The following is a 17209-nucleotide window of genomic DNA, read 5'->3' as shown; positions in this document are numbered from 1 at the left end:
GGCCGTCTCAGGCGGGTTGCCGTCCCCAGTCGGGGGTGCTGACGAGCTCGCGGGTGCGGTGGCGGCGGCCGCGCAAGGGGGCGTCCTGGACGAACGTCTCGACGGTGCTCGTTCCGCCGCCGGTCGGCTGGAACGGGCTCCACACGCTCTGCGGGGCCATGGGGCCCACGGTGGCTGCGGCGGACGCGGCTGACGCGGTGCGCCGGTGGCGGCGGCCGCGCGGGGTGGCGTCGGCGGTGAAGGGGGCGGGCTCGTCCGTGAAGGCGGCGGGCCCGGGGGCGTACGCGACGGGTTCGCTGCGACGGCGACGGCCCCGGTACGTCGCGCCGATCCCGGACGCCTCCGCGGCGTGCGACGTCGTCCTCGTCCGGGCGGCGACCTCCGCCCCCGGGCGGGGGCTGGGGGAGAAGGCGCTGAACGTGCTCGTCGCCGGAGGGAGCGAGATCGCGACCATCGGGCCGGTGTCGAACGTGGGCGCGAAGGGCGCGGTGTCGGGGGCGGGCCGGAACGAGGCGCTGTCGAGCCGCCGCGGCGGCGCCGTCCGGTCGGTGAACGCCTCGAAGGCATCCCCGTCACCCTCCAAGCCGCCGCTCGCGGGGCTGCGCTCGGGAACAGGAGCGGAAAGCTCGAACCACGCCGCCAGGGCGGGCTCGGGAGAGCCGACAGGGTGCTCGGAGCGGGCCGTCCGGAAGTGGTCAGGGGAGCCGGCCGCGTGCTCGGAGCGGGCCGTCCGGATGGGCTCGGGACGGCCGGTCGGGTGCTCGAAGTGGCTCGTCCGGGTGGGGGCTGGGGAGACGGGGGGCGGGGTGGAGGCGAGGGGGGAGCGGTGTGAGGTGGGGTGGGTGGGTTCGTGGCGCGGGTCCGACGGCCTGCGGCGACGCCGCTGGCGGGAGGGCGCGGCGTGGGAGCCGCGCCTGGAGCGCGTCCCCGGAGCGGGCACGGTGACGCCCGTCGTGCCGCTGTCCGGCGAAGCGGCGCCCAGCAGCGCGGCGACCTCCGCCGTGGGGCTCAGGGCGACGCCTTCCGCCGGTGAGAGGCTCAGAGGGGCGATCGCCGTGGCGGCGCCGCGCATCCGGGCGGTCTTCGCGGACGCGGTGGCCGGGCGGAGGCGCTGCTGACGGGTCTTCGCCAGGGCCAGGAGGGCCAGGGCGGCGATCAGGGCGGAGCCGACCAGCGTCGGGGAGGCGATCGTGGACAGCGAGCCCGGCGAGGAGGCGTCCACCAGCGTGGGGAGGGGCTCGGCGGTGGCGGCCGTGGTGTCGGCGGTCGTCGCCTTGGCGTGCTTGGACTTCTGGGCCGACCTCCCCGCCGCCGTCGTCGGCGCGGGCGCCGCCGCCGTCGCGGGCGAGGCGGACGGTGACGGCACGGCCGGGGACGCGGCAGGCGAGGACGCCGTCGTCTTCGCAGTCTTGTCGGCCTTGCCCTTCGGCCGCGCGGCGAGCGGGACCTCGCCCGTGCGCTCCTGCTCGACGTGCGGGATCAGGGAGCTGAGCGCGTCGCCGGGAAGCTGGAGCGTTCCCACGTCGCCGGGCCTGGCGGACTGCGCCGCCTGCTCGTCGGCCCGCTTCTGGGCCGCCTCCTCGTCCAGGCGCGCCTTGATGCGCTCGGGGTAGCCGTAGCCGACGACCTTGCTGGTGTCGCGTTCCTTGCGCTTGGCGACGCCGCCGTCGATGTTGCCCTCGATGGTGAAGATCGTGTCGCCCTCGACCCGCGTGACGATGCCGACGTGGTCGATGTTGTCGATCTTGCCGGTCCCGCTCCAGTCGTAGAAGACGAACGCGCCGGGCTTGGGCGTCTTCCCCCACGCGCCCTGCGCCTTGAACCATTCGGCGTGCCGTACGGTCCAGGCGAACTGCCCGATCCACTCCTGGAAGCCGAGCTTGTGCGCGGCCCAGGAGAGGTACATGTCACACCAGGGGGCGGCGGAGTAGTCGGCGTCGAACTCGACGGTCTTGCCGTACCAGTCGCCGAACTTGGTGTACGCGCCGGCCTTCTCGGAGTAGCCGAGCTGGCTTTCGAGCAGGTCGATGTACTTCTGCATCTCGGGCGTCATGGAAGTATGGGGGAACCTTCCGGTCAAGATCCGGATTTATCCACACATACCGGGGTACACGGGGGTAACCCGGGACATGTGTGGCAAAACCGGAAACCTGTGGTGTCGTGCGCTGCGAGGTTACCGCTTCGTGACCAAGGTCAAGCACACCCCAAGAGCAGGCAAAGACATCACCGGGCGCATAACCGCAGCTCAACCAAGCCGCCAGACATGCCTAAAACGTATGATTCGACTAGAAAAGAGTCACTAGTAGCCCGCCCCCGTCAGCAGCCCCCCGTCGACCGTGAACTCGCTCCCCGTGCAGTAGCTGGCCCGGTCCGAGGCCAGGAACGCCACCACATGCGAGACCTCCACCGGCTTCGCGAACCGCTTGATGACCATGGACTTCACGAACGCCTCCGCGTCCACCTCGGCCATCAGGTCCGGGTTCACCGCCATCGCCGTGTTGATCGCGCCGGGATGCACCGAGTTCACCCGGATCTTGAAACGGGCCAGCTCCCGCGCGGCCGACTTGGTCAGCCCGCGCACCGCGAACTTCGACGCCGCGTACGCCGACAACCCCTCCGCCCCGACGAAGCCCTCGATCGAGGAGATGTTCACGATCGCGCCGCGCCCGGCCGCCTTCATGGGGTCGATCACCGACTTGACCCCGAGCCAGGTGCCCTTGAGGTTCACGTCGATCACCCGGTCGAAGTCCTCGGGAGCCATGTCCTGAATGCGGCCGTAGGCGAGGATGCCGGCGTTGTTCACCAGGACGTCGAGCCGTCCGTGCAGCTCCGTGGCCGTGTCCACGGCCCGCCGCCACTCGCCGGGGCTGCGCACGTCGTGCCGCACGTACGTGGCCCCGGTCTCGGCGGCCAGCGCCTTGCCCTCCTCCTCCAGCACGTCGCCGAAGACCACCCGCGCGCCCTCTTCGAGGAACAGGCGCACGTGCGACTCGCCCATGCCCCTGGCCCCACCCGTGATCAGCGCGACCTTGCCGTCAAGCAGTCCCACGACTACCTCCTGCCGCGACGGCCGCCGCGGCCGCCTCCATGGAGCGGTAGACGGGGACGCCCGCCGCCGCCGCGATCCGCCGTACCTCGTCCTCCACGCCCGCGGGCGCGCACTCGTCGTTCCTGGTGACGAGCGTGATCCTGACGTGCGGCAGCGCCTCCTGCGCGCCGGCCAGGGCCCGCGTGTAGGCGTACAGGGGTTCGGCCGCGTCGCCGTAGGTGAAGAAGCTCTGCACGTTCACGTGGGCGACCACGTCCGCGTACGGCTCCCGCCGTACGATCGCCTCGATCACCTCCGGCACCAGCCCCGGACGCCCGCGCGGACCCACCGGCACCTCCAGCGGGTTGCCCGCGACGGCCAGGCCGAGCCCGTCGAGCACGCCGTCCGGCAGCGGGTCGAGCCGCACGCCCGCCCGGTCGAACGCGTCGGCCGCCAGCACGCCCGCGCCCCCGCTCGGCCCGATCACCAGCACCCGGTCGCCGTCCGTGACGCGGGAGCCGTGCGCCTGGAAGAAGGCCAGCACGCCGATCAGGTCGTCCTGGGAGGACACCAGCGCCGTGCCCGTCTGGGCCGCGACCGCCGCCCACACCCGCAGGTCGCCCACCATGCCGCCGGTGTGCGAGAGCGCCGCCCGCTGCCCCTGCGAGCTGTGCCCGCCGACCAGCAGCGCCACCGGCAGCCCGGCCGCGCGCAGCGCCTCGTGCAGCTCCCGGCCGCCGCGCGGATCCTCCAGGTAGAGCCCGACGGCCCGGGTCTCGGAGTCGCCGGCCAGCCAGGTCAGCAGCTCGGCGGGGGTCACGTCGGCCGCGTTCCCCACGGTGACGACCCGGCTGAACGCGAGCCCGCGCCGCTCCCCGACCTTGATCACCTCGCCCGCGAGCCCGCCGCTCTGCGAGATCAGCGCGACCGTCCCGGCCGGTCCCAGGCCGCCGCCGACGAACGTCTGCCGGCCGCGCGGGCAGTACACGCCCATGCAGTTGGGCCCGAGCAGCCGGGTGCCCGCCGCGCGGGCGGCGCCGGCCAGCGCGCGTTCCAGGTCCGCGCGCCCCGCCTCGCCGAACCCGCCGCTCATCACCTGCACGTACGGGACGCCCGACGCCTCCCGCACCACCTCGGCGCACCGCTCGGCGGGCACCGCCACCAGCGCGTAGTCCACGCCGGCGGCGGCCAGCGACGGCACCGCGGGCACCCCCGCCACCTCGGAGGCGGACGGGTGCACGGCCACCAGCGGCACGCCGGCGGCCTTGTAGAAGTCGAGAAACATGTTCCCGAAGTTCGGCCTGCTCGCGGAGGCGCCGACGACGGCCACCGCGCGGGGCTCGAAGAGCGGCAGGAAGTCCGCCGGCGCGCGGGCGGCGGACGGGCGGGGCTCGCCGGGCAGGTACCGGGCGTCCACCGCGGTCACGCCGGAAGGGGTGGCGATGACCGGGTTCAGCTCGAACTCGCCCAGTTCCAGCCGTTCCCACAGCCCGCCGGGGCCGCCGATCGTCATGAGCAGCTTGACCACGGCGTCCACGTCCACGGGCGGCCGGCCGCGGTGGCCGCGCAGGAGGGCCGAGCCGCGCAGCTCGTCCAGCATGAGCCGGGCGTCCCGCTCGGAGATCGGGCAGAGCCGCAGCGCCGTGTCGCGCAGCGCCTCCGTCCAGACGCCGCCCAGCCCGGCCAGCAGCACCGGGCCGAACCCCGGATCGCCGACCAGCCCCACGATCAGCTCCACCCCGGCGGGCGCCTGCTCCTCGACCAGGAACCCCTCCACGTCGAGCCGCGAACGCATCTCCCCGGCCGCCGCCGCGAGTTCGTCCGCCCGCAGGCCGAGCCGTACGGCCCCCGCCTCCGACTTGTGCACCAGCCCCGGCCCGAACGCCTTCAGCACCAGCGGCCCGGCCAGCTCCCCGGCCGCCGTGAAGTCCAGGTCGCGCACCACGACCCCGCGCGGCACCGGCACCCCGGCCGCCGCGACCAGCGCCTTGACCTCGTGCTCCCGTGGACCGTCCCGGCCCTCGCGCTCCTGGACGCTCACCCGAGCAGGTGCCCGTGCTGCTCGCGGATCCGGCGGCGCAGCAGCTTGCCGGGGCCGCCGGAGGCGTCCTGCGAGTGCGGCAGCTCGCCGGTCACCACGATGTGGTCGGGCCGCTGGTGCGGGGGCAGCGTGTCGGCCAGGGCGAGCGACAGCTTGGCGGCGTCCAGCGACTGCCCGGCGCGCGGCACGACCGCCAGCAGCACCCGCTGCTCGGCCGCCCCCTCGGGGACGCCCACCGCGCCGGCCTCGGCCACGCCGTCCAGCGCCGAGACGGCCTCCTCGATCGTGGCGGGCTGCGTCCACTGGCCGTGTTTGAGTATCGAGTCCTCGCGGCGGCCGAGGACGCGCAGCACGCCGTCGGCCGACAGCGTCCCGAGGTCGCCGCCCACGTACCAGTCGCCGCGCAGCACGCCGTGGTCGTCCGGCCCGTCGTAGCCCGCCATGCGGTGCGGCCCGGCCAGGTTGATCTCACCGACCTCGCCGGTCACGGCGGCGCCGGACGGGCCGGTGATCCGTACGGCGTTGCCCGTGCGCGCCCGTCCGGAGGAGCCGAGCGGCGTCGAGCCGTCGTCCACGCGGCCCATGCACGTGTACGGCGCCTCGGTCTGCCCGTAGTAGGAGTAGACCCCGGCGCCGGGCAGCCTGGCCTTGATCCGGTCCAGCATGGTCGCGGTCAGCGGCTCGCCGCCCAGCATGATCACCTGGATCGACGACAGGTCCACCCCCTCGTGCTCGGACGACCCCAGCAACGCCGTGTAGAACGACGGGATCTGCGACACGTGCGTGACCCGCTCGCGCGGCACCACGCGCAGGAAGTTCGCCGGTCCCCAGTCCTGCTCCAGCACCAGGCGCATGCCCGCGTACAGGGCCGGGCCGACGATGGCGGGGAAGCCGATGCCCCAGATGATCGCTCCGGTGCCGAACACCGAGTCGGGGCCGCGCGGCACGTCCAGCCAGATCTGGGCGGTCGCCAGGGAGGAGGCGTGGGTGTGCACGACGGCCTTGGGCAGGCCGGTCGTGCCCGAGGTGTAGTAGAGGGCCAGCGGGTCGTCGTGGAAGCCGCCCAGAGGCGGTTCCTCCGCCGGGCCGCCCGTCAGCTCGCCGGCGTCGATCCAGGTGGTGACGTCCGGGAGGGAGTCCCTGATCTCCTCGACCACCTGGGCGACCGTGGGGTCGTACACGAAGGCCGTGCAGCCGGAGGCGGCCACCACCGCCCGCAGCGTCTCGACCGGCCAGTACGGGTTGAGCGCCGCCGTCACCGCCCCGATCTTGGCCTGGGCGAGGTAGACCTCGGCGACCAGCAGCGTCTCGTTGAGCAGCGCCGCCACCCGTTGCCCAGGGGCGATCCCGGCCGAGAGCAGGGCGTTCGCGCGGCGGTTGACGGCCCGGTTCAGCTCGTCGTAGGTGAAGCTCCGCTCGCCGCAGTACGTCAGCGCCACCCGGTCGGGCGTGCGCAGCGCTCCCGCGGTCAGGATCGCGTGGCCGTAGTTGCCGTAGGGTGATCGCGCCATGGGGGTGCCTCCAGGTCAGAGGGGCGAGTAGAGCACGAACGTGTTTCCTGAGGGGTCGCGCAGCACGGCCCGCCTCTCGTGCGGCCCGTCCTCGGGCGCGCGCACCACCTCGGCCCCGCGCGCCGCCATCTCGCGCACCGTGGCCGCCACGTCGTCCACCTTGTACGACGGCGCCGCCGACGCGGTGACGTGCTCGGCGGGTCCGGCCAGCGCCACGGTGACGCCGCCGCCGTCCAGCGCGGCGAACCTGTCGCCGTCCCTGAACGTGACCGGCAGGCCGTAGAAGGCGATCGCCTCGTCCAGGTCGGCGACGGGGATGAGCACGTTGCCGAGCTTCATGCGGGCCTCCAATGCGGCAGATCGTCCACGAACGTCACCCGCACCGGCATCCCGACGCGGACCTCCTCCGGCGCGCATCCCACGACGTGCCCGAACGCGCGCACCCCCTCGTCCAGGTCCACCCACGCCGGCACGTACGGTTCCCGCCCCCGGTAGCCGGGCGCGAACGACCGGTGCACGACGGTGAACGTGTGCACCGTCCCCGTGCCCTCGGCGGGCTCGGCGGCCTGCTCGTCCCCGCCGCACGCCGGGCAGGACGGCTCGGGCAGCCAGCCGCGGCGGCCGCAGGACACGCAGCGCCGGATCACCAGCTCGCCACGCGTCCCCGCGCCGGTGGGGGAGGTGTCACCGCTCATCGCTGCCAAGCTAGCGCACGCTTGGTTGGCCGACAAGGGCCCGCGCCCCTACTCGCCGGGCACCAGCCCGCCCTCCGGGGAGGCGGGCGGGAGGGCGTACTCCGGAGAGGTCCCGGCGGACGGGGACGGCGGTCCCTGCGTGGGACGCGCGACGGGCCGCCCGCCGGCCGAGGACGTCGAGGACGTCGAGGACGACGGGGTTGACGGGGCGCCGGACGGCGTGGCCGGGCCCGAGCGGGTCGGGGTGGGGCAGGTGGGCCCGTCCACGGCGACCTCGCTGACCTGGGGCCCGTTGACCGCCGCCGGCTCGGTCATGACGACGATCCCGAGGTAGGCCCGCACCCCGCAGTCCACGTCCCCGGGATCGTGCCGGACGCCGCTGGTGTAGGCGGTGCTGCCGCGCAGCGTGAGGGTCTCCTGCCGCACGGTGGCGACCGGCCCGTCGTCGAGCCGCCGCGTGTACGCGATCCGCAGCCGCACCGGCCCCGTGCCGTCCGCGGACACGCTGATCGCGCCCGCCGAGCCGCTCCACCGGGTGATGCTCGCCTCCCGCACGGCCGGCGGCGGCGGGGCGGTCCCGCTCTGCGCCTGCGTCGGCACCGGCGGCGCGGCGCTGGACGGGACCGGCGGCGGGCCGGTGGACCCGCGCGGCGGGCCGGTGGGGACGCGCGGCCCGCCGGTGGCGGGCGGGGACGCACTGCCGCGGTCCGTGGCGGGCGCGCTCCTCCGGGGGGTCGGCGTGCGGGCGTCGACCGGCGCCGGGTTCAGCTCGCCCGACGGCTTCGGCTGCGGCATCAGGATCGTGCCCGCGCCGGGCGACAGCCGTCCGCCGGAGATGATCAGGGCGATCGCCACGGCGACCACCGTCGCGCCCGCCACCCACAGGTGCGGCGGCAGCGCGGGCAGCCGCACCGCCCGGCCCCGGACCCCCATCGGGGACCGCGTCTCCCGCTCGGTCGTGGCCGCCAGCGGGAAGCGCAGCGCGAGCAGCGTGGCCAGCTCGGCGAGCCGGCGGCGGCCCCGCTGCTCCCAGCCGGGCCCGTACCCCGCGACGGCGTCCTCCTCCAGCTCGGCCGCGAACTGCCGGGCCGAGGCGTACCTGAGCGCCGGGTCCTTCGCCATCCCGTGTCTGAGCAGGTCGCGCAGCGCGTCCGGGACCACCTCCAGCGGCACCGGCTCCATCAGGTGCAGGTCCCGCAGCGCCGCGACGTCCTGCTCGCCGTCCTGGCCCTGCTTGTACGCGCGGTAGGGCGGCCGCCCCTTGACCGCCTCGAACAGCAGGCAGGCCGCCGCGTACAGGTCGGCCGAGGGGCCGGCCCGTCCCTGCGTCCACAGCTCGGGCGACATGTACGCCGGGCTCCCCGCCGGCACCCCCGGCTCCTCGGCGTGCACGACCACGCCGAAGTCGGCCAGCTTGCTCGTGCCGTCCGCCTGGACCAGGACGTTCTCCGGCTTGACGTCCCGGTGCGGCACGCCTCTCTCGTGCGCGACGGCCAGGGCGGCCAGCACGCCCTTGAGCAGGACGAGCGCCGCCTCCGGAGCCGTACGGCCGTGCTCGGCCAGCAAGGTGCGCAGCGAGACGCCGTCCACCAGCTCCATGACGACGGCGGCCCGGTCGGGCGTCTCGACGTACTCGTAGAGGCGGACCACGTCGGCGTCGTCGATCTCGACGAGCTGGTGGGTGTCGGCCCTGAAGCGGTCCATGAACTCGGGGTCCCTGCGCAGGGTGGCGTTCAGGTACTTGATCGCGACGTAGGCGCCGGTGGACTGGTAGGTGGCGAGGAACACGCGGCCGGTGCGGCCCGCGCCGAGCTGGCGAACTTCACGGTAACCAGGGACCAAGTCCAACCCCCATCAGGCAGGCCGTCGTGCATTCGACGGTCTCACCCGGGGTGTGGGTTGTCACGTCTGGAGAAATTTCCGTCTTTGCGGAGAAAAGTGAGGTCGTGGGGGCGGTGTTATGCTGTGGCTTGCCCAAGCAAGCGCTCGGCTAAATGATGGAGGCTGCGGGTGGAGCGGTCGGCCGTGCTGGTGATGGAGATGCAGCGGGGCGTCGTCGGCGATCTCACGAAATTTCCGGAACTGGTGGCGGCCTGTGCCCGCCACGACGTCGTGCCCAACGCCGCCCGCGTCCTGCGCGCGGCCAGAACGGCCGGCCTCCCGGTGATCCACTGCACGGCCGCCTTCCGGCCGGACCGGGCGGGCTCGCACACCGGCAACTGCCCGTTCATCGTCTCCCTGCTCAAGGACCCCGCGCACATGCTGGAGGGCACGGCCGCCGTGCAGGTGCTGCCCGATCTGCGCGAGGACGGCGATCTGGAGAGCCGGCGGCACCACGGGTTCTCGCCGTTCACCGGCACCTCGCTGGACATGACGCTGCGCTCCCTGGGCGTCTCGTCCGTGGTCGCGATGGGGGTCTCGCTCAACCTGGGCATCCCGGGGCTGGCGCTGGAGGCGGTCAACCTCGGCTACCGGGTGACGGTGGTCAAGGACGCGGTGGCCGGCATCCCCGAGGACTACGCGCAGGCCGTCCTGCGGAACACGGTCGGCCTGCTGGCCACCCGCGTCGCCGCGGCCGACCTGGTCCGGGCGTGGACGTGATGGACGGCCTGCGCCTCGACGGCCGCGTCGCCGTCGTCACCGGGGGAGCGGGCGCGATCGGCACGGCCGTGGCGACCGACCTCGCCGCGCTCGGCGCCCGCGTCGTCGTCGCCGACGTGGACCTGCCGGGCGCCCGCCGGACGGCCGCCGCCCTGCCCGGGGCGCGGGCGCTGGCCGTGGACCTGGCCTCGCCTGCCTCCGTCGAGGCGTTCTGCGCCGAGGCCGGGCCCGTGGACGTGCTCGTGCACAACGCCGGGGTGTCGATCGTGCGGCCGTTCACGGCGAGCGATCCGGCGGACTGGGACCTCATGTGGCAGGTCAACCTGCGCGGCCCGATGCTCATGACCAAGCTGCTGCTGCCCGGAATGACGGCCAGGGGCTGGGGACGGCTGGTGTTCGTCTCCTCCGACGGCGCCAGGGCCGGGTCGGGCGGCGAGGGGGCGTACGCGGCGACCAAGGCGGGCCTGTTCGGCCTGGCCAAGACGCTCGCCCGCGAGGCCGCCAAAGGCGGGGTGACCTCGAACGTGGTCTGCCCGGGGCCGACCGACACGCCGATGCTCCGCCGGGTGTCCGAGGCCGAGCCGGGGCTCGTGGACAAGATCGCCAAGGGGATCCCGCTGCGGCGGCTGGGCACGCCCGCCGACGTGTCGGGGCTGATCGCGTACCTGTGCACCGACCGCGCCGCCTACATCACCGGCCAGACGCTGTCGGTGAGCGGCGGCGTGACCATGCAGTGACGAGCGCCGTGGGGTCACAGGGAGCGGTAGACGGCCTCGATCAGGCGCAGGCCGCGCAGGTTGCCGGTGAGGCTGTCGGCCATCCGGTTCATCACGTACCCGAAGGCCAGGCCGCGGCCGGGGTCGCCCATGCCGAGCGAGCCGCCCATGCCCGAGTGGCCGAACGCCGTCCGCGACGGCATCGGGAACGTGAACGACGGGCGCATGTAGCCGAGGCCGAACGTGGTGTCCATGAACAGCACGCGGTCGGGGCCGCTGACGCGGGGGCGCAGGGCGTCCTGGAGGGTCGCGGAGGTGAGGACGTCGCCGCCGACCAGCGCGCGGTAGAACCCGGCCAGGCCCTTGGCGGTGGTGACGACCCCGGCGGCGGGCCATCCGGCGCGCAGGATCACCGGGTTGTTCGCGCCGCCTTCGAGCAGGCGGATGGCCGGGTTGCCGAGCGCCCGGTTCATCAGGCTGCCGGGATCGAGCGCCGCCCGGCTCATCTCGCCCAGCAGATCCCGCCCGCCGGTCCCTCCGCCGGAGGGAGCGGGGTTCTCGGAGGCGGCCGTGAGGCTTTCGGGGCCGGGGGTGGGGGTCTCGGGGGAGGGGCGGGGGCGGGTGGGGGCCTTGAGGCGGGCGGCGCGGGGGATCACGTCGTCGGGGGCCCCGACCCAGAGGTCCAGCCCCAGCGGCCCGGCGATCTCCGCCGCCACCAGCTCGCCCACCGACTTCCCGGTGACCCGCCGCACCACCTCCCCGACCAGGAAGCCGTACGTCAACGCGTGGTACCCGTGCGCCGTCCCCGGCTCCCACAGCGGCGTCTGACCGGCGAGCCGGGCCGCGACGGCCGGCTGGTCCTCGAACTCCTCCGCCGGCACCGGCGTCTCGATCACCGGCAGCCCGCAGGAGTGCGTCAGCACGTGCTCGACCGTGACCGCCTCCTTGCCCCCGGCGGCGAACTCCGGCCACACGTCCGCGACCGGCGCGCCCACGTCCACCAGGCCGCGCTCGGCGAGCCGCAGCAGCACGGTGGCCGCGATCGCCTTCGTGCAGGAGTACGCGAAGGCCGGGGTGCCGGCCTCCCAGGCCCGTCCGGTGTTCCGGTCGGCGACCCCGTCCCACAGGTCCACGACCAGCTCGCCGTCGAGATAGACGGCCACCGCCGCGCCCAGCTCCTCGCCCTCGGCGAAGTTCCGCTCGAACGCCTCGCGCACGCGGGAGAACCGGGGATCGCAGTACATCAGACCTCCGCAAGAAAGGAAGCGCTTACTTGGTGCACGAGCCTAACAACTGGGGACGATTCGGCCCAGACGACCAGCGCGGAACCCTCAATCTGCTGACCCCCGCCGTCGTCCTGGAGGCCCTGCGCAGCGCCGTCACGGGCGAGGTGCTGAGCCTGGCCATGCCGATCAGGGGCGCCACCTCCTCGGCCGCGCCCACGACCGTCCCGCACCTGCGGGGCCGTCCGCTGCCGCAACACTTCATGTCCGTGGACGGCGGCGACTACGCCGCGGGCGCCCGGCCCGTCGGCGACGGCCTGCGCGTGGCCGACGACGCCCTGCTGGTGACCCACCACGGCACCACCACCCACATGGACGCGCTGTGCCACATGTGGACCGGCGACCTGCTCTACAACGGCCACCCGGCCGCCCGCGTCCGCTCCTACGGCGCCACCCGGTGCGGGATCGAGCACGTGGGCGGCGTGGTGGCCAGGGGCGTGCTGTTCGACGTGCCCCGGCGCCTCGGGCTCGACCACCTGCCGGCCGGCTTCCGCGTCCCCGCCCGGCTGCTCCAGGAGATCGCCACGCCGCGCCCCGGGGACGTCGCGGTGATCCGTACGGGCTGGCCGCTGGTCTGGGAGCGGTCGCGCGAGGAGTACTGGTCGGGGCAGCCGGGGCTGTCGGCGGAGGCGGGCTCCTGGCTGGCCGCCCAGGACGTGTCGGCGGTGGCCTGCGACAACGCGGCGATCGGCGGCCTGAACGACCGGCAGCTCGCCGACGAGTGCGCCGCCGACGACCTGCACCTCATCCTGCTCCACCGGCACGGCGTCCACCTGGTCGAGATGCTCTGGCTCGAAGAGCTGGGCGCGGCCGGCCGGACGGAGTTCGTGTTCGTGGCCGCGCCGCTGCGCATCGAAGGAGGCACCGGCAGCCCGATCACCCCGCTCGCCGTCCTGTGAGCGGGCCGGTCACCAGGTGACGGGGAGGCTCCTGACGCCGTACACCGAGGCGTCGTCCTTGACCGGCACCTCGGCCGCCGGCACGGCCAGCCGCAGACCGGGGAAACGCTCGAACAGCGCCCGGTAGCCGATCCGCAGCTCGATCCTGGCGAGCTGCTGGCCCAGGCACTGGTGCACGCCGTACCCGAAGGCCAGGTGGCGGCGGGCCTCCGGCCGGTCCGGGATCAGCCGGTCGGGGGCGGCGTACACGGCCGGGTCGCGGTTGATCACGGGCAGGGACAGGGCCACGGTCTCGCCCGCCCTGACCGTCACGCCCGCCACCTCCACGTCCTCCAGGGCGGCTCTGGAAGGCGCGCCGAGATGCAGGATCGACAGCCAGCGCAGCAGCTCCTCGACCGCGCCGTCCTCGTACGGGCGCCCGTACGCCAGCAGCGCGAACACCCCGAGCGCCAGCATGTTCGCCGTGGTCTCGTGCCCTGCCACCAGCAGGATCACCGCGAGGCCGGCGAGCTCGTCGTCGTCGAGGTCGCCGGTCAGGTCGCCGATCAGGCCGCCGTCCGGCTCCCCGCGCCTGCGGCGGACCAGCCCGCGCAGGTAGCCGGTCAGCTCGGCCAGCGCTCCCGCGCCGTCCTCGCCGAAGGTGACGAGCCGGGCGCTGAGCTCCTGGAACAGGTCGTGATCGGCGTACGGGACGCCGAGCAGCTCGCAGATGACCAGCGACGGGATCGGTAACGCGTAGGCCGTCACGAGGTCGGCCGGCGGCCCGGCGGCGGCCATGGCGTCGAGGTGGTCGGCGGCGATGCGTTCGACCCGCGCTTCGAGCAGGCGCATCCTGCGCAGCGTGAACCGGCCGGTGAGCAGCCGCCGGTAGCGGGTGTGCTCCGGCGGGTCCATGGCCGCGAAGAAGCCCGGTGGGGCGGGCGTGCCGAGCCCGGCGGGATTCGGGTGCACGGCCTGGTGCTTGAGCTCCTGCCGGGCGCTGAACCGGGGATCGCCCAGCACCGCGCGGGCGGCCTCGGCCGTGGTGGCCAGCCAGCCGAGATGGCCGTCGGCGAACTCCAGGCGGCTCATCGCCGGAAGGCCCGCCAGCCCCGCCGGGGGATCGAAGGGGCATTCCGCCGGACGTTCGATGGGAAGTCGCATAATTGTGAGAGTAGACTCTCAAATGAGAGTTGTATAGCGATATGCATCGGGCTCCGACGAGTGGACGCGCGGGACGCCGGCCCGGAGAATGCGGTGACATGAGCGAACGACCCGCCCAGGGCCTGCGCGAGCGGAAGAAGGCCAGAACCCGCGCCCTGATCCAGAAGGAGGCGCTGCGCCTGTTCCGCGAGCAGGGCTACGCGGCGACGACCGTCGAGCAGGTCGCCGAGGCGGCGGAGGTCGCGCCCAGCACCGTCTTCCGCTATTTCCCGACGAAGGAGGATCTGGTGCTGCTCGACCAGTTCCCGCCCTTCGTCGAGGCGCTCAGGGCCGTGCCCGCCGAGGTGGGTCCCGTCCGGGCCGTGCGCCTGGCCATGCGGGCGGTCACGGACGCCCAGACGCCGGAGGAGATCGCCGACGGCATGGAACGGGAGAAGCTCATGCTCACCGTCCCGGAGTTGTGGGCGGCCAGCCTGGAGAACGTCACCGGCGTGCTCGCCACGCTGCGGGAGGAGCTCGCGGCGCGCCAGGGCCGGGACGCGGCCGACCCGGAGATCAGGAACGTCACGGGGGCCGTCACGGGCGTGATGGTGGCCCTGTGGTTCGAGTGGGTCCGGAACCCGGCCATGGACGGCCCCGCCGAGCTGGACAAGGCGCTCGCGCACCTGGAGGCGGGGCTCCCGGTGCAGGCCGCCCGTACGGAGGGCGGGGGTCAGGCGCCCGGGTAGTTGCCGCCGCCGTACGCGGCGTCGAGGGCGTCGTAGTCGGGGGTGAAACCCTGCTTGGGGATGGCGTCGGCGAACACCACCTGGCGGGGCCTCTTGTACGCCGCCAGCTCACCCCTGACGTGCGCGACCAGGTCGTCCTGGGTGGCGGCGGCGTCCGGTCTGAGCACCACGACCGCCTTGACCGCCTGGTGCCATCGGGGGTCGGGCACGCCGATCACCGCCGCGTCGGCGACGGCCGGATGGGTCCTGAGCGCGCGCTCGACCTCGGCGGGGTAGATGTTCTCGGCGCCCGACTTGATCATGCGGAGCCGGGGGCCGATGAAGGTGATGGTGCCGTCGGGCTCGCGGCGGCCGAGGTCGCCGGTGTGATGCCACCCGTACCGCGACTTCGCCTCATTTAAGTCGGGCCGGGCGAAATATCCGGAAAAGAGGGTCTTGCCCCTCGCGCAGATCTCGCCCGTCTCGCCCACCGGCACCTCCACGCCCTCCGGATCCAGGATGCGCACCTGGACCAGCGGCGACGGCCGTCCCGCGAACCCCGCGCCGCCCTCGGCCAGCCCGAGGAAGGTGAGCATGCCGCCCACCTCGGTCTGCCCGTACCCGCCCATCTTCGAGCGGCACCAGGGGGAGTCGTCCACGGTGATCATGTCGTCCCACTCGGCGGAGTGGGCGACGAAACGCAGCGACGACAGGTCGTACTTGCCGCCCGCGTTCGCCGCCGCGACCGCGTCGATCATGGGCCCGAACAGGAACGCCTGCGTCACCCGTTCGGCGTCGACCAGCCGGCAGACCTCCTCGGCGTCGAAGGCGGGCGTGAACACGTTCGTGCCGCCGATCTGGAGGGTGGCCAGGCAGAACATCATCGTCCCGACGTGGAAGAGCGGCCCGTCGTTGAGGAAGGTGAACCCCGGCTCCATCTGGCGTACGACGAGCAGCGTGGCGCTGTGGGCGACGAGGGCGGCGCTGCTCAGCAGGGCGGCGCCCGGCCGGCCCCCGAAGGCTGCGGTGTAGAGCGCGAGCACCGGTTCGGCGTCGTCCACCTGCGGGAACTCCCGCGCCGAGCCGCCCGCGACCAGCTCCTCGTACGCCTCTCCCGCGAGCACCCACGTGGCCGCGTCCGCCAGCTCGGCGGCGGCGTCGGAGTGCTCCCAGACGACGACCCTGGGCGCCAGGTCGGACAGGACGAAACGCAGCTCGTCCGGCGACTGCCGCCAGTTGGCCGGGCAGAGCACCGCGCCCAGGCGCGAGCAGGCCAGCAGCAGCTCCAGCACGGCGTGCGAGTTCTGGCCGAGCCACATCACCCGCTCCCCGGCGGCCACGCCGCGCCCGGCCAGGGCGTCGGCCAGCCGCGTGACGCGGTCGTCCAGCTCGGGGTAGGTGAGCCGCACGTCCCCGTCCACCACGGCGGTGACCCCGGGGCGGCTGCGGGCGTGGTCGGCCAGGACGTCGGACAGGGTCAGGCTGTGGATCATCGTCATCCTCCTGCGGGGGCGAAGGCCGGCATGACCTCGGCGGCGAAGAAGCGCATGACCCGCTTCATGTCCTCCAGCGGCATGGGCCTGGTGCTGCCGAAGTCGCACAGGAGGTTGGTGAAGCCGGCGTCCCTGAGCAGCGAGACCTGCTCGATCACCCGGGCGGGGTCGCCGATGACCTCCAGCTGCTCCCAGCGGAAGTCGGGCGAGACCGAGCCGCCCTTGAGGTAGCGGTCCTGGTAGTACTCGAAGCCCTGGGCGGCCTTGCCGGTCCTCGGGTCGATGGGGGCGCTGCGCTCGTTGAAGATGCGCGAGCGGTCGAAGGAGGCCTCGAACCTGGCCTGGTCCTCGCGGGCCCGCTCCAGCGTGGGGGCGACGTACACGCTGCGGGCCACCACCAGCTCCGCGCCCGCCGGGTGGCCGGCCCGCGCGGCCGTCTCCCGCCAGGTCTCGGCCGCCCTGACGACCTTGCGGAACGTCGCGGCGGGGTCGGCCAGGACGGGCAGGCCGCGCTCGGCGTACATGGTGACGGTCTCGGGGGAGACGGCGGCCACGTGCAGCGGCGGGTGGGGCGACTGCAGCGGGCGCGGCGCGAGCGTGACCTCGGCGCCGGTCCGGTAGAACTTCCCCTCGTGCCGGTACGACTCCCGCGTCCACAGCCCGAGGATCACCTCCAGCGCCTCGTTGAACCGGTCGCGCGCCTCGGCCAGGTCGATCCCGAAGCCCTCGAACTCGAAGCTCTGGTACCCCCGCCCGATCCCCAGGTCGAGCCGGCCGCCGGAGAGCACGTCCACCTGCGCGGCCTCCTCGGCCACGTGGATCGGGTTGTGCAGCGGCAGCACCACGATGCCGGTGCCGAGCCTGATCCGGGAGGTGCGGGCGGCGACGTGGGCGAGCATCGTGAACAGGTTGGGCGCCACGCCGTAGTCGCGGAAGTGGTGCTCGGCCAGCCGTACCCCGTCGAAGCCCAGCTCCTCGGCCAGCTCGATGAGCTCCAGATGGTAGTCGTAGACGTCCTTGAAGCTCTGGCCGTCGAAGCGGTGGAAGAGGTGGAAGGTCGAGAACTTCATGCGGCGGCCTCTCCGTATGTAA

15 protein-coding genes are annotated in these 17209 nt (G+C 73.9%); 4 read left to right on the top strand and 11 right to left on the bottom strand.

Annotated features, from left to right (window positions below):
• Positions 1–7 precede the first annotated feature (7 nt).
• The 7 genes from ACWCSU_RS34785 to ACWCSU_RS34755 form a co-directional block, all read right to left on the bottom strand.
• Positions 8–2053 (bottom strand): CHAP domain-containing protein, encoded by a 2046-nt coding sequence (locus tag ACWCSU_RS34785; RefSeq protein WP_449940666.1) that lies wholly within the window; start codon positions 2051–2053, stop codon positions 8–10.
• A gap of 246 nt (positions 2054–2299) precedes the next feature.
• Positions 2300–3049 carry a glucose 1-dehydrogenase gene (locus tag ACWCSU_RS34780; RefSeq protein WP_357694564.1) on the bottom strand — a complete coding sequence of 250 codons (750 nt, stop codon included), beginning with the start codon at positions 3047–3049 and terminating at the stop codon, positions 2300–2302.
• On the bottom strand, positions 3036–5069 hold the full coding sequence (locus ACWCSU_RS34775) for an acetate--CoA ligase family protein (RefSeq protein ID WP_449940663.1): 2034 nt from the start codon (positions 5067–5069) through the stop codon (positions 3036–3038). Before ACWCSU_RS34775 ends, ACWCSU_RS34780 begins: the two co-directional genes overlap by 14 nt.
• Positions 5066–6580, bottom strand: a complete 1515-nt coding sequence (locus ACWCSU_RS34770) for a class I adenylate-forming enzyme family protein (protein ID WP_449940660.1) — start codon at positions 6578–6580, stop codon at positions 5066–5068. The genes ACWCSU_RS34775 and ACWCSU_RS34770 overlap by 4 nt, the downstream gene beginning before the upstream one ends.
• 15 nt (positions 6581–6595) lie before the next feature.
• On the bottom strand, positions 6596–6919 hold the full coding sequence (locus tag ACWCSU_RS34765) for a VOC family protein (RefSeq protein WP_357694558.1): 324 nt from the start codon (positions 6917–6919) through the stop codon (positions 6596–6598).
• On the bottom strand, positions 6916–7275 hold the full coding sequence (locus tag ACWCSU_RS34760) for a Zn-ribbon domain-containing OB-fold protein (RefSeq protein WP_357694556.1): 360 nt from the start codon (positions 7273–7275) through the stop codon (positions 6916–6918). Before ACWCSU_RS34760 ends, ACWCSU_RS34765 begins: the two co-directional genes overlap by 4 nt.
• 48 nt (positions 7276–7323) lie before the next feature.
• Positions 7324–9117 carry a protein kinase domain-containing protein gene (locus tag ACWCSU_RS34755; RefSeq protein WP_449940658.1) on the bottom strand — a complete coding sequence of 598 codons (1794 nt, stop codon included), beginning with the start codon at positions 9115–9117 and terminating at the stop codon, positions 7324–7326.
• Between the two features lie 168 nt (positions 9118–9285).
• Here ACWCSU_RS34755 and ACWCSU_RS34750 point away from each other — a divergent pair, with 168 nt between their 5' ends.
• Entirely contained in the window at positions 9286–9876 is a 591-nt protein-coding gene (locus ACWCSU_RS34750; protein ID WP_449940655.1) for an isochorismatase family cysteine hydrolase, read from the top strand.
• Positions 9876–10613 (top strand): SDR family NAD(P)-dependent oxidoreductase, encoded by a 738-nt coding sequence (locus ACWCSU_RS34745; RefSeq protein ID WP_449940733.1) that lies wholly within the window; start codon positions 9876–9878, stop codon positions 10611–10613. The genes ACWCSU_RS34750 and ACWCSU_RS34745 overlap by 1 nt, the downstream gene beginning before the upstream one ends.
• Positions 10614–10627: 14 nt before the next feature.
• On the opposite strand, the gene ACWCSU_RS34740 is transcribed toward ACWCSU_RS34745, so the two are convergent.
• A complete protein-coding gene (locus ACWCSU_RS34740; RefSeq protein ID WP_449940652.1) occupies positions 10628–11836 on the bottom strand; it encodes a serine hydrolase domain-containing protein in 1209 nt (402 codons plus the stop codon).
• Between the two features lie 29 nt (positions 11837–11865).
• On the opposite strand from ACWCSU_RS34740, the gene ACWCSU_RS34735 reads away from it, so the two are divergent.
• Positions 11866–12774 (top strand): cyclase family protein, encoded by a 909-nt coding sequence (locus tag ACWCSU_RS34735; RefSeq protein ID WP_364093894.1) that lies wholly within the window; start codon positions 11866–11868, stop codon positions 12772–12774.
• Between the two features lie 9 nt (positions 12775–12783).
• Here the strand turns inward: ACWCSU_RS34735 and ACWCSU_RS34730 are convergent, their stop codons facing one another.
• A complete protein-coding gene (locus ACWCSU_RS34730; protein WP_449940649.1) occupies positions 12784–13917 on the bottom strand; it encodes a cytochrome P450 in 1134 nt (377 codons plus the stop codon).
• Positions 13918–14015: 98 nt separating this feature from the next.
• On the opposite strand from ACWCSU_RS34730, the gene ACWCSU_RS34725 reads away from it, so the two are divergent.
• Positions 14016–14645: a TetR/AcrR family transcriptional regulator gene (locus ACWCSU_RS34725; RefSeq protein WP_449940646.1), complete on the top strand. Its 630-nt coding sequence runs from the start codon at positions 14016–14018 to the stop codon at positions 14643–14645.
• Here the strand turns inward: ACWCSU_RS34725 and ACWCSU_RS34720 are convergent.
• Positions 14630–16117, bottom strand: a complete 1488-nt coding sequence (locus tag ACWCSU_RS34720) for an AMP-binding protein (RefSeq protein WP_449940644.1) — start codon at positions 16115–16117, stop codon at positions 14630–14632. The genes ACWCSU_RS34725 and ACWCSU_RS34720 overlap by 16 nt on opposite strands.
• Before the next feature lie 2 nt (positions 16118–16119).
• On the bottom strand, positions 16120–17187 hold the full coding sequence (locus ACWCSU_RS34715; RefSeq protein ID WP_449940642.1) for an LLM class flavin-dependent oxidoreductase: 1068 nt from the start codon (positions 17185–17187) through the stop codon (positions 16120–16122).
• Positions 17188–17209: the final 22 nt, after the last annotated feature.

This window comes from Nonomuraea sp. NPDC001699 (assembly GCF_053596455.1).
This window is presented reverse-complemented; position numbering and strand designations above follow the sequence as displayed.

Excerpts from the sequence above, each read along its gene's own strand:
- ACWCSU_RS34745 (WP_449940733.1), top strand. The coding sequence starts at position 9,876 with ATGGACGGCCTGCGCCTCGACGGCCGCGTCGCCGTCGTCACCGGGGGA.
- ACWCSU_RS34785 (WP_449940666.1), bottom strand. The coding sequence starts at position 2,053 with ATGACGCCCGAGATGCAGAAGTACATCGACCTGCTCGAAAGCCAGCTC.
- ACWCSU_RS34740 (WP_449940652.1), bottom strand. The coding sequence starts at position 11,836 with ATGTACTGCGATCCCCGGTTCTCCCGCGTGCGCGAGGCGTTCGAGCGG.
- ACWCSU_RS34725 (WP_449940646.1), top strand. The coding sequence starts at position 14,016 with ATGAGCGAACGACCCGCCCAGGGCCTGCGCGAGCGGAAGAAGGCCAGA.
- ACWCSU_RS34730 (WP_449940649.1), bottom strand. The coding sequence starts at position 13,917 with ATGCGACTTCCCATCGAACGTCCGGCGGAATGCCCCTTCGATCCCCCG.
- ACWCSU_RS34760 (WP_357694556.1), bottom strand. The coding sequence starts at position 7,275 with ATGAGCGGTGACACCTCCCCCACCGGCGCGGGGACGCGTGGCGAGCTG.
- ACWCSU_RS34765 (WP_357694558.1), bottom strand. The coding sequence starts at position 6,919 with ATGAAGCTCGGCAACGTGCTCATCCCCGTCGCCGACCTGGACGAGGCG.
- ACWCSU_RS34715 (WP_449940642.1), bottom strand. The coding sequence starts at position 17,187 with ATGAAGTTCTCGACCTTCCACCTCTTCCACCGCTTCGACGGCCAGAGC.
- ACWCSU_RS34770 (WP_449940660.1), bottom strand. The coding sequence starts at position 6,580 with ATGGCGCGATCACCCTACGGCAACTACGGCCACGCGATCCTGACCGCG.
- ACWCSU_RS34720 (WP_449940644.1), bottom strand. The coding sequence starts at position 16,117 with ATGATCCACAGCCTGACCCTGTCCGACGTCCTGGCCGACCACGCCCGC.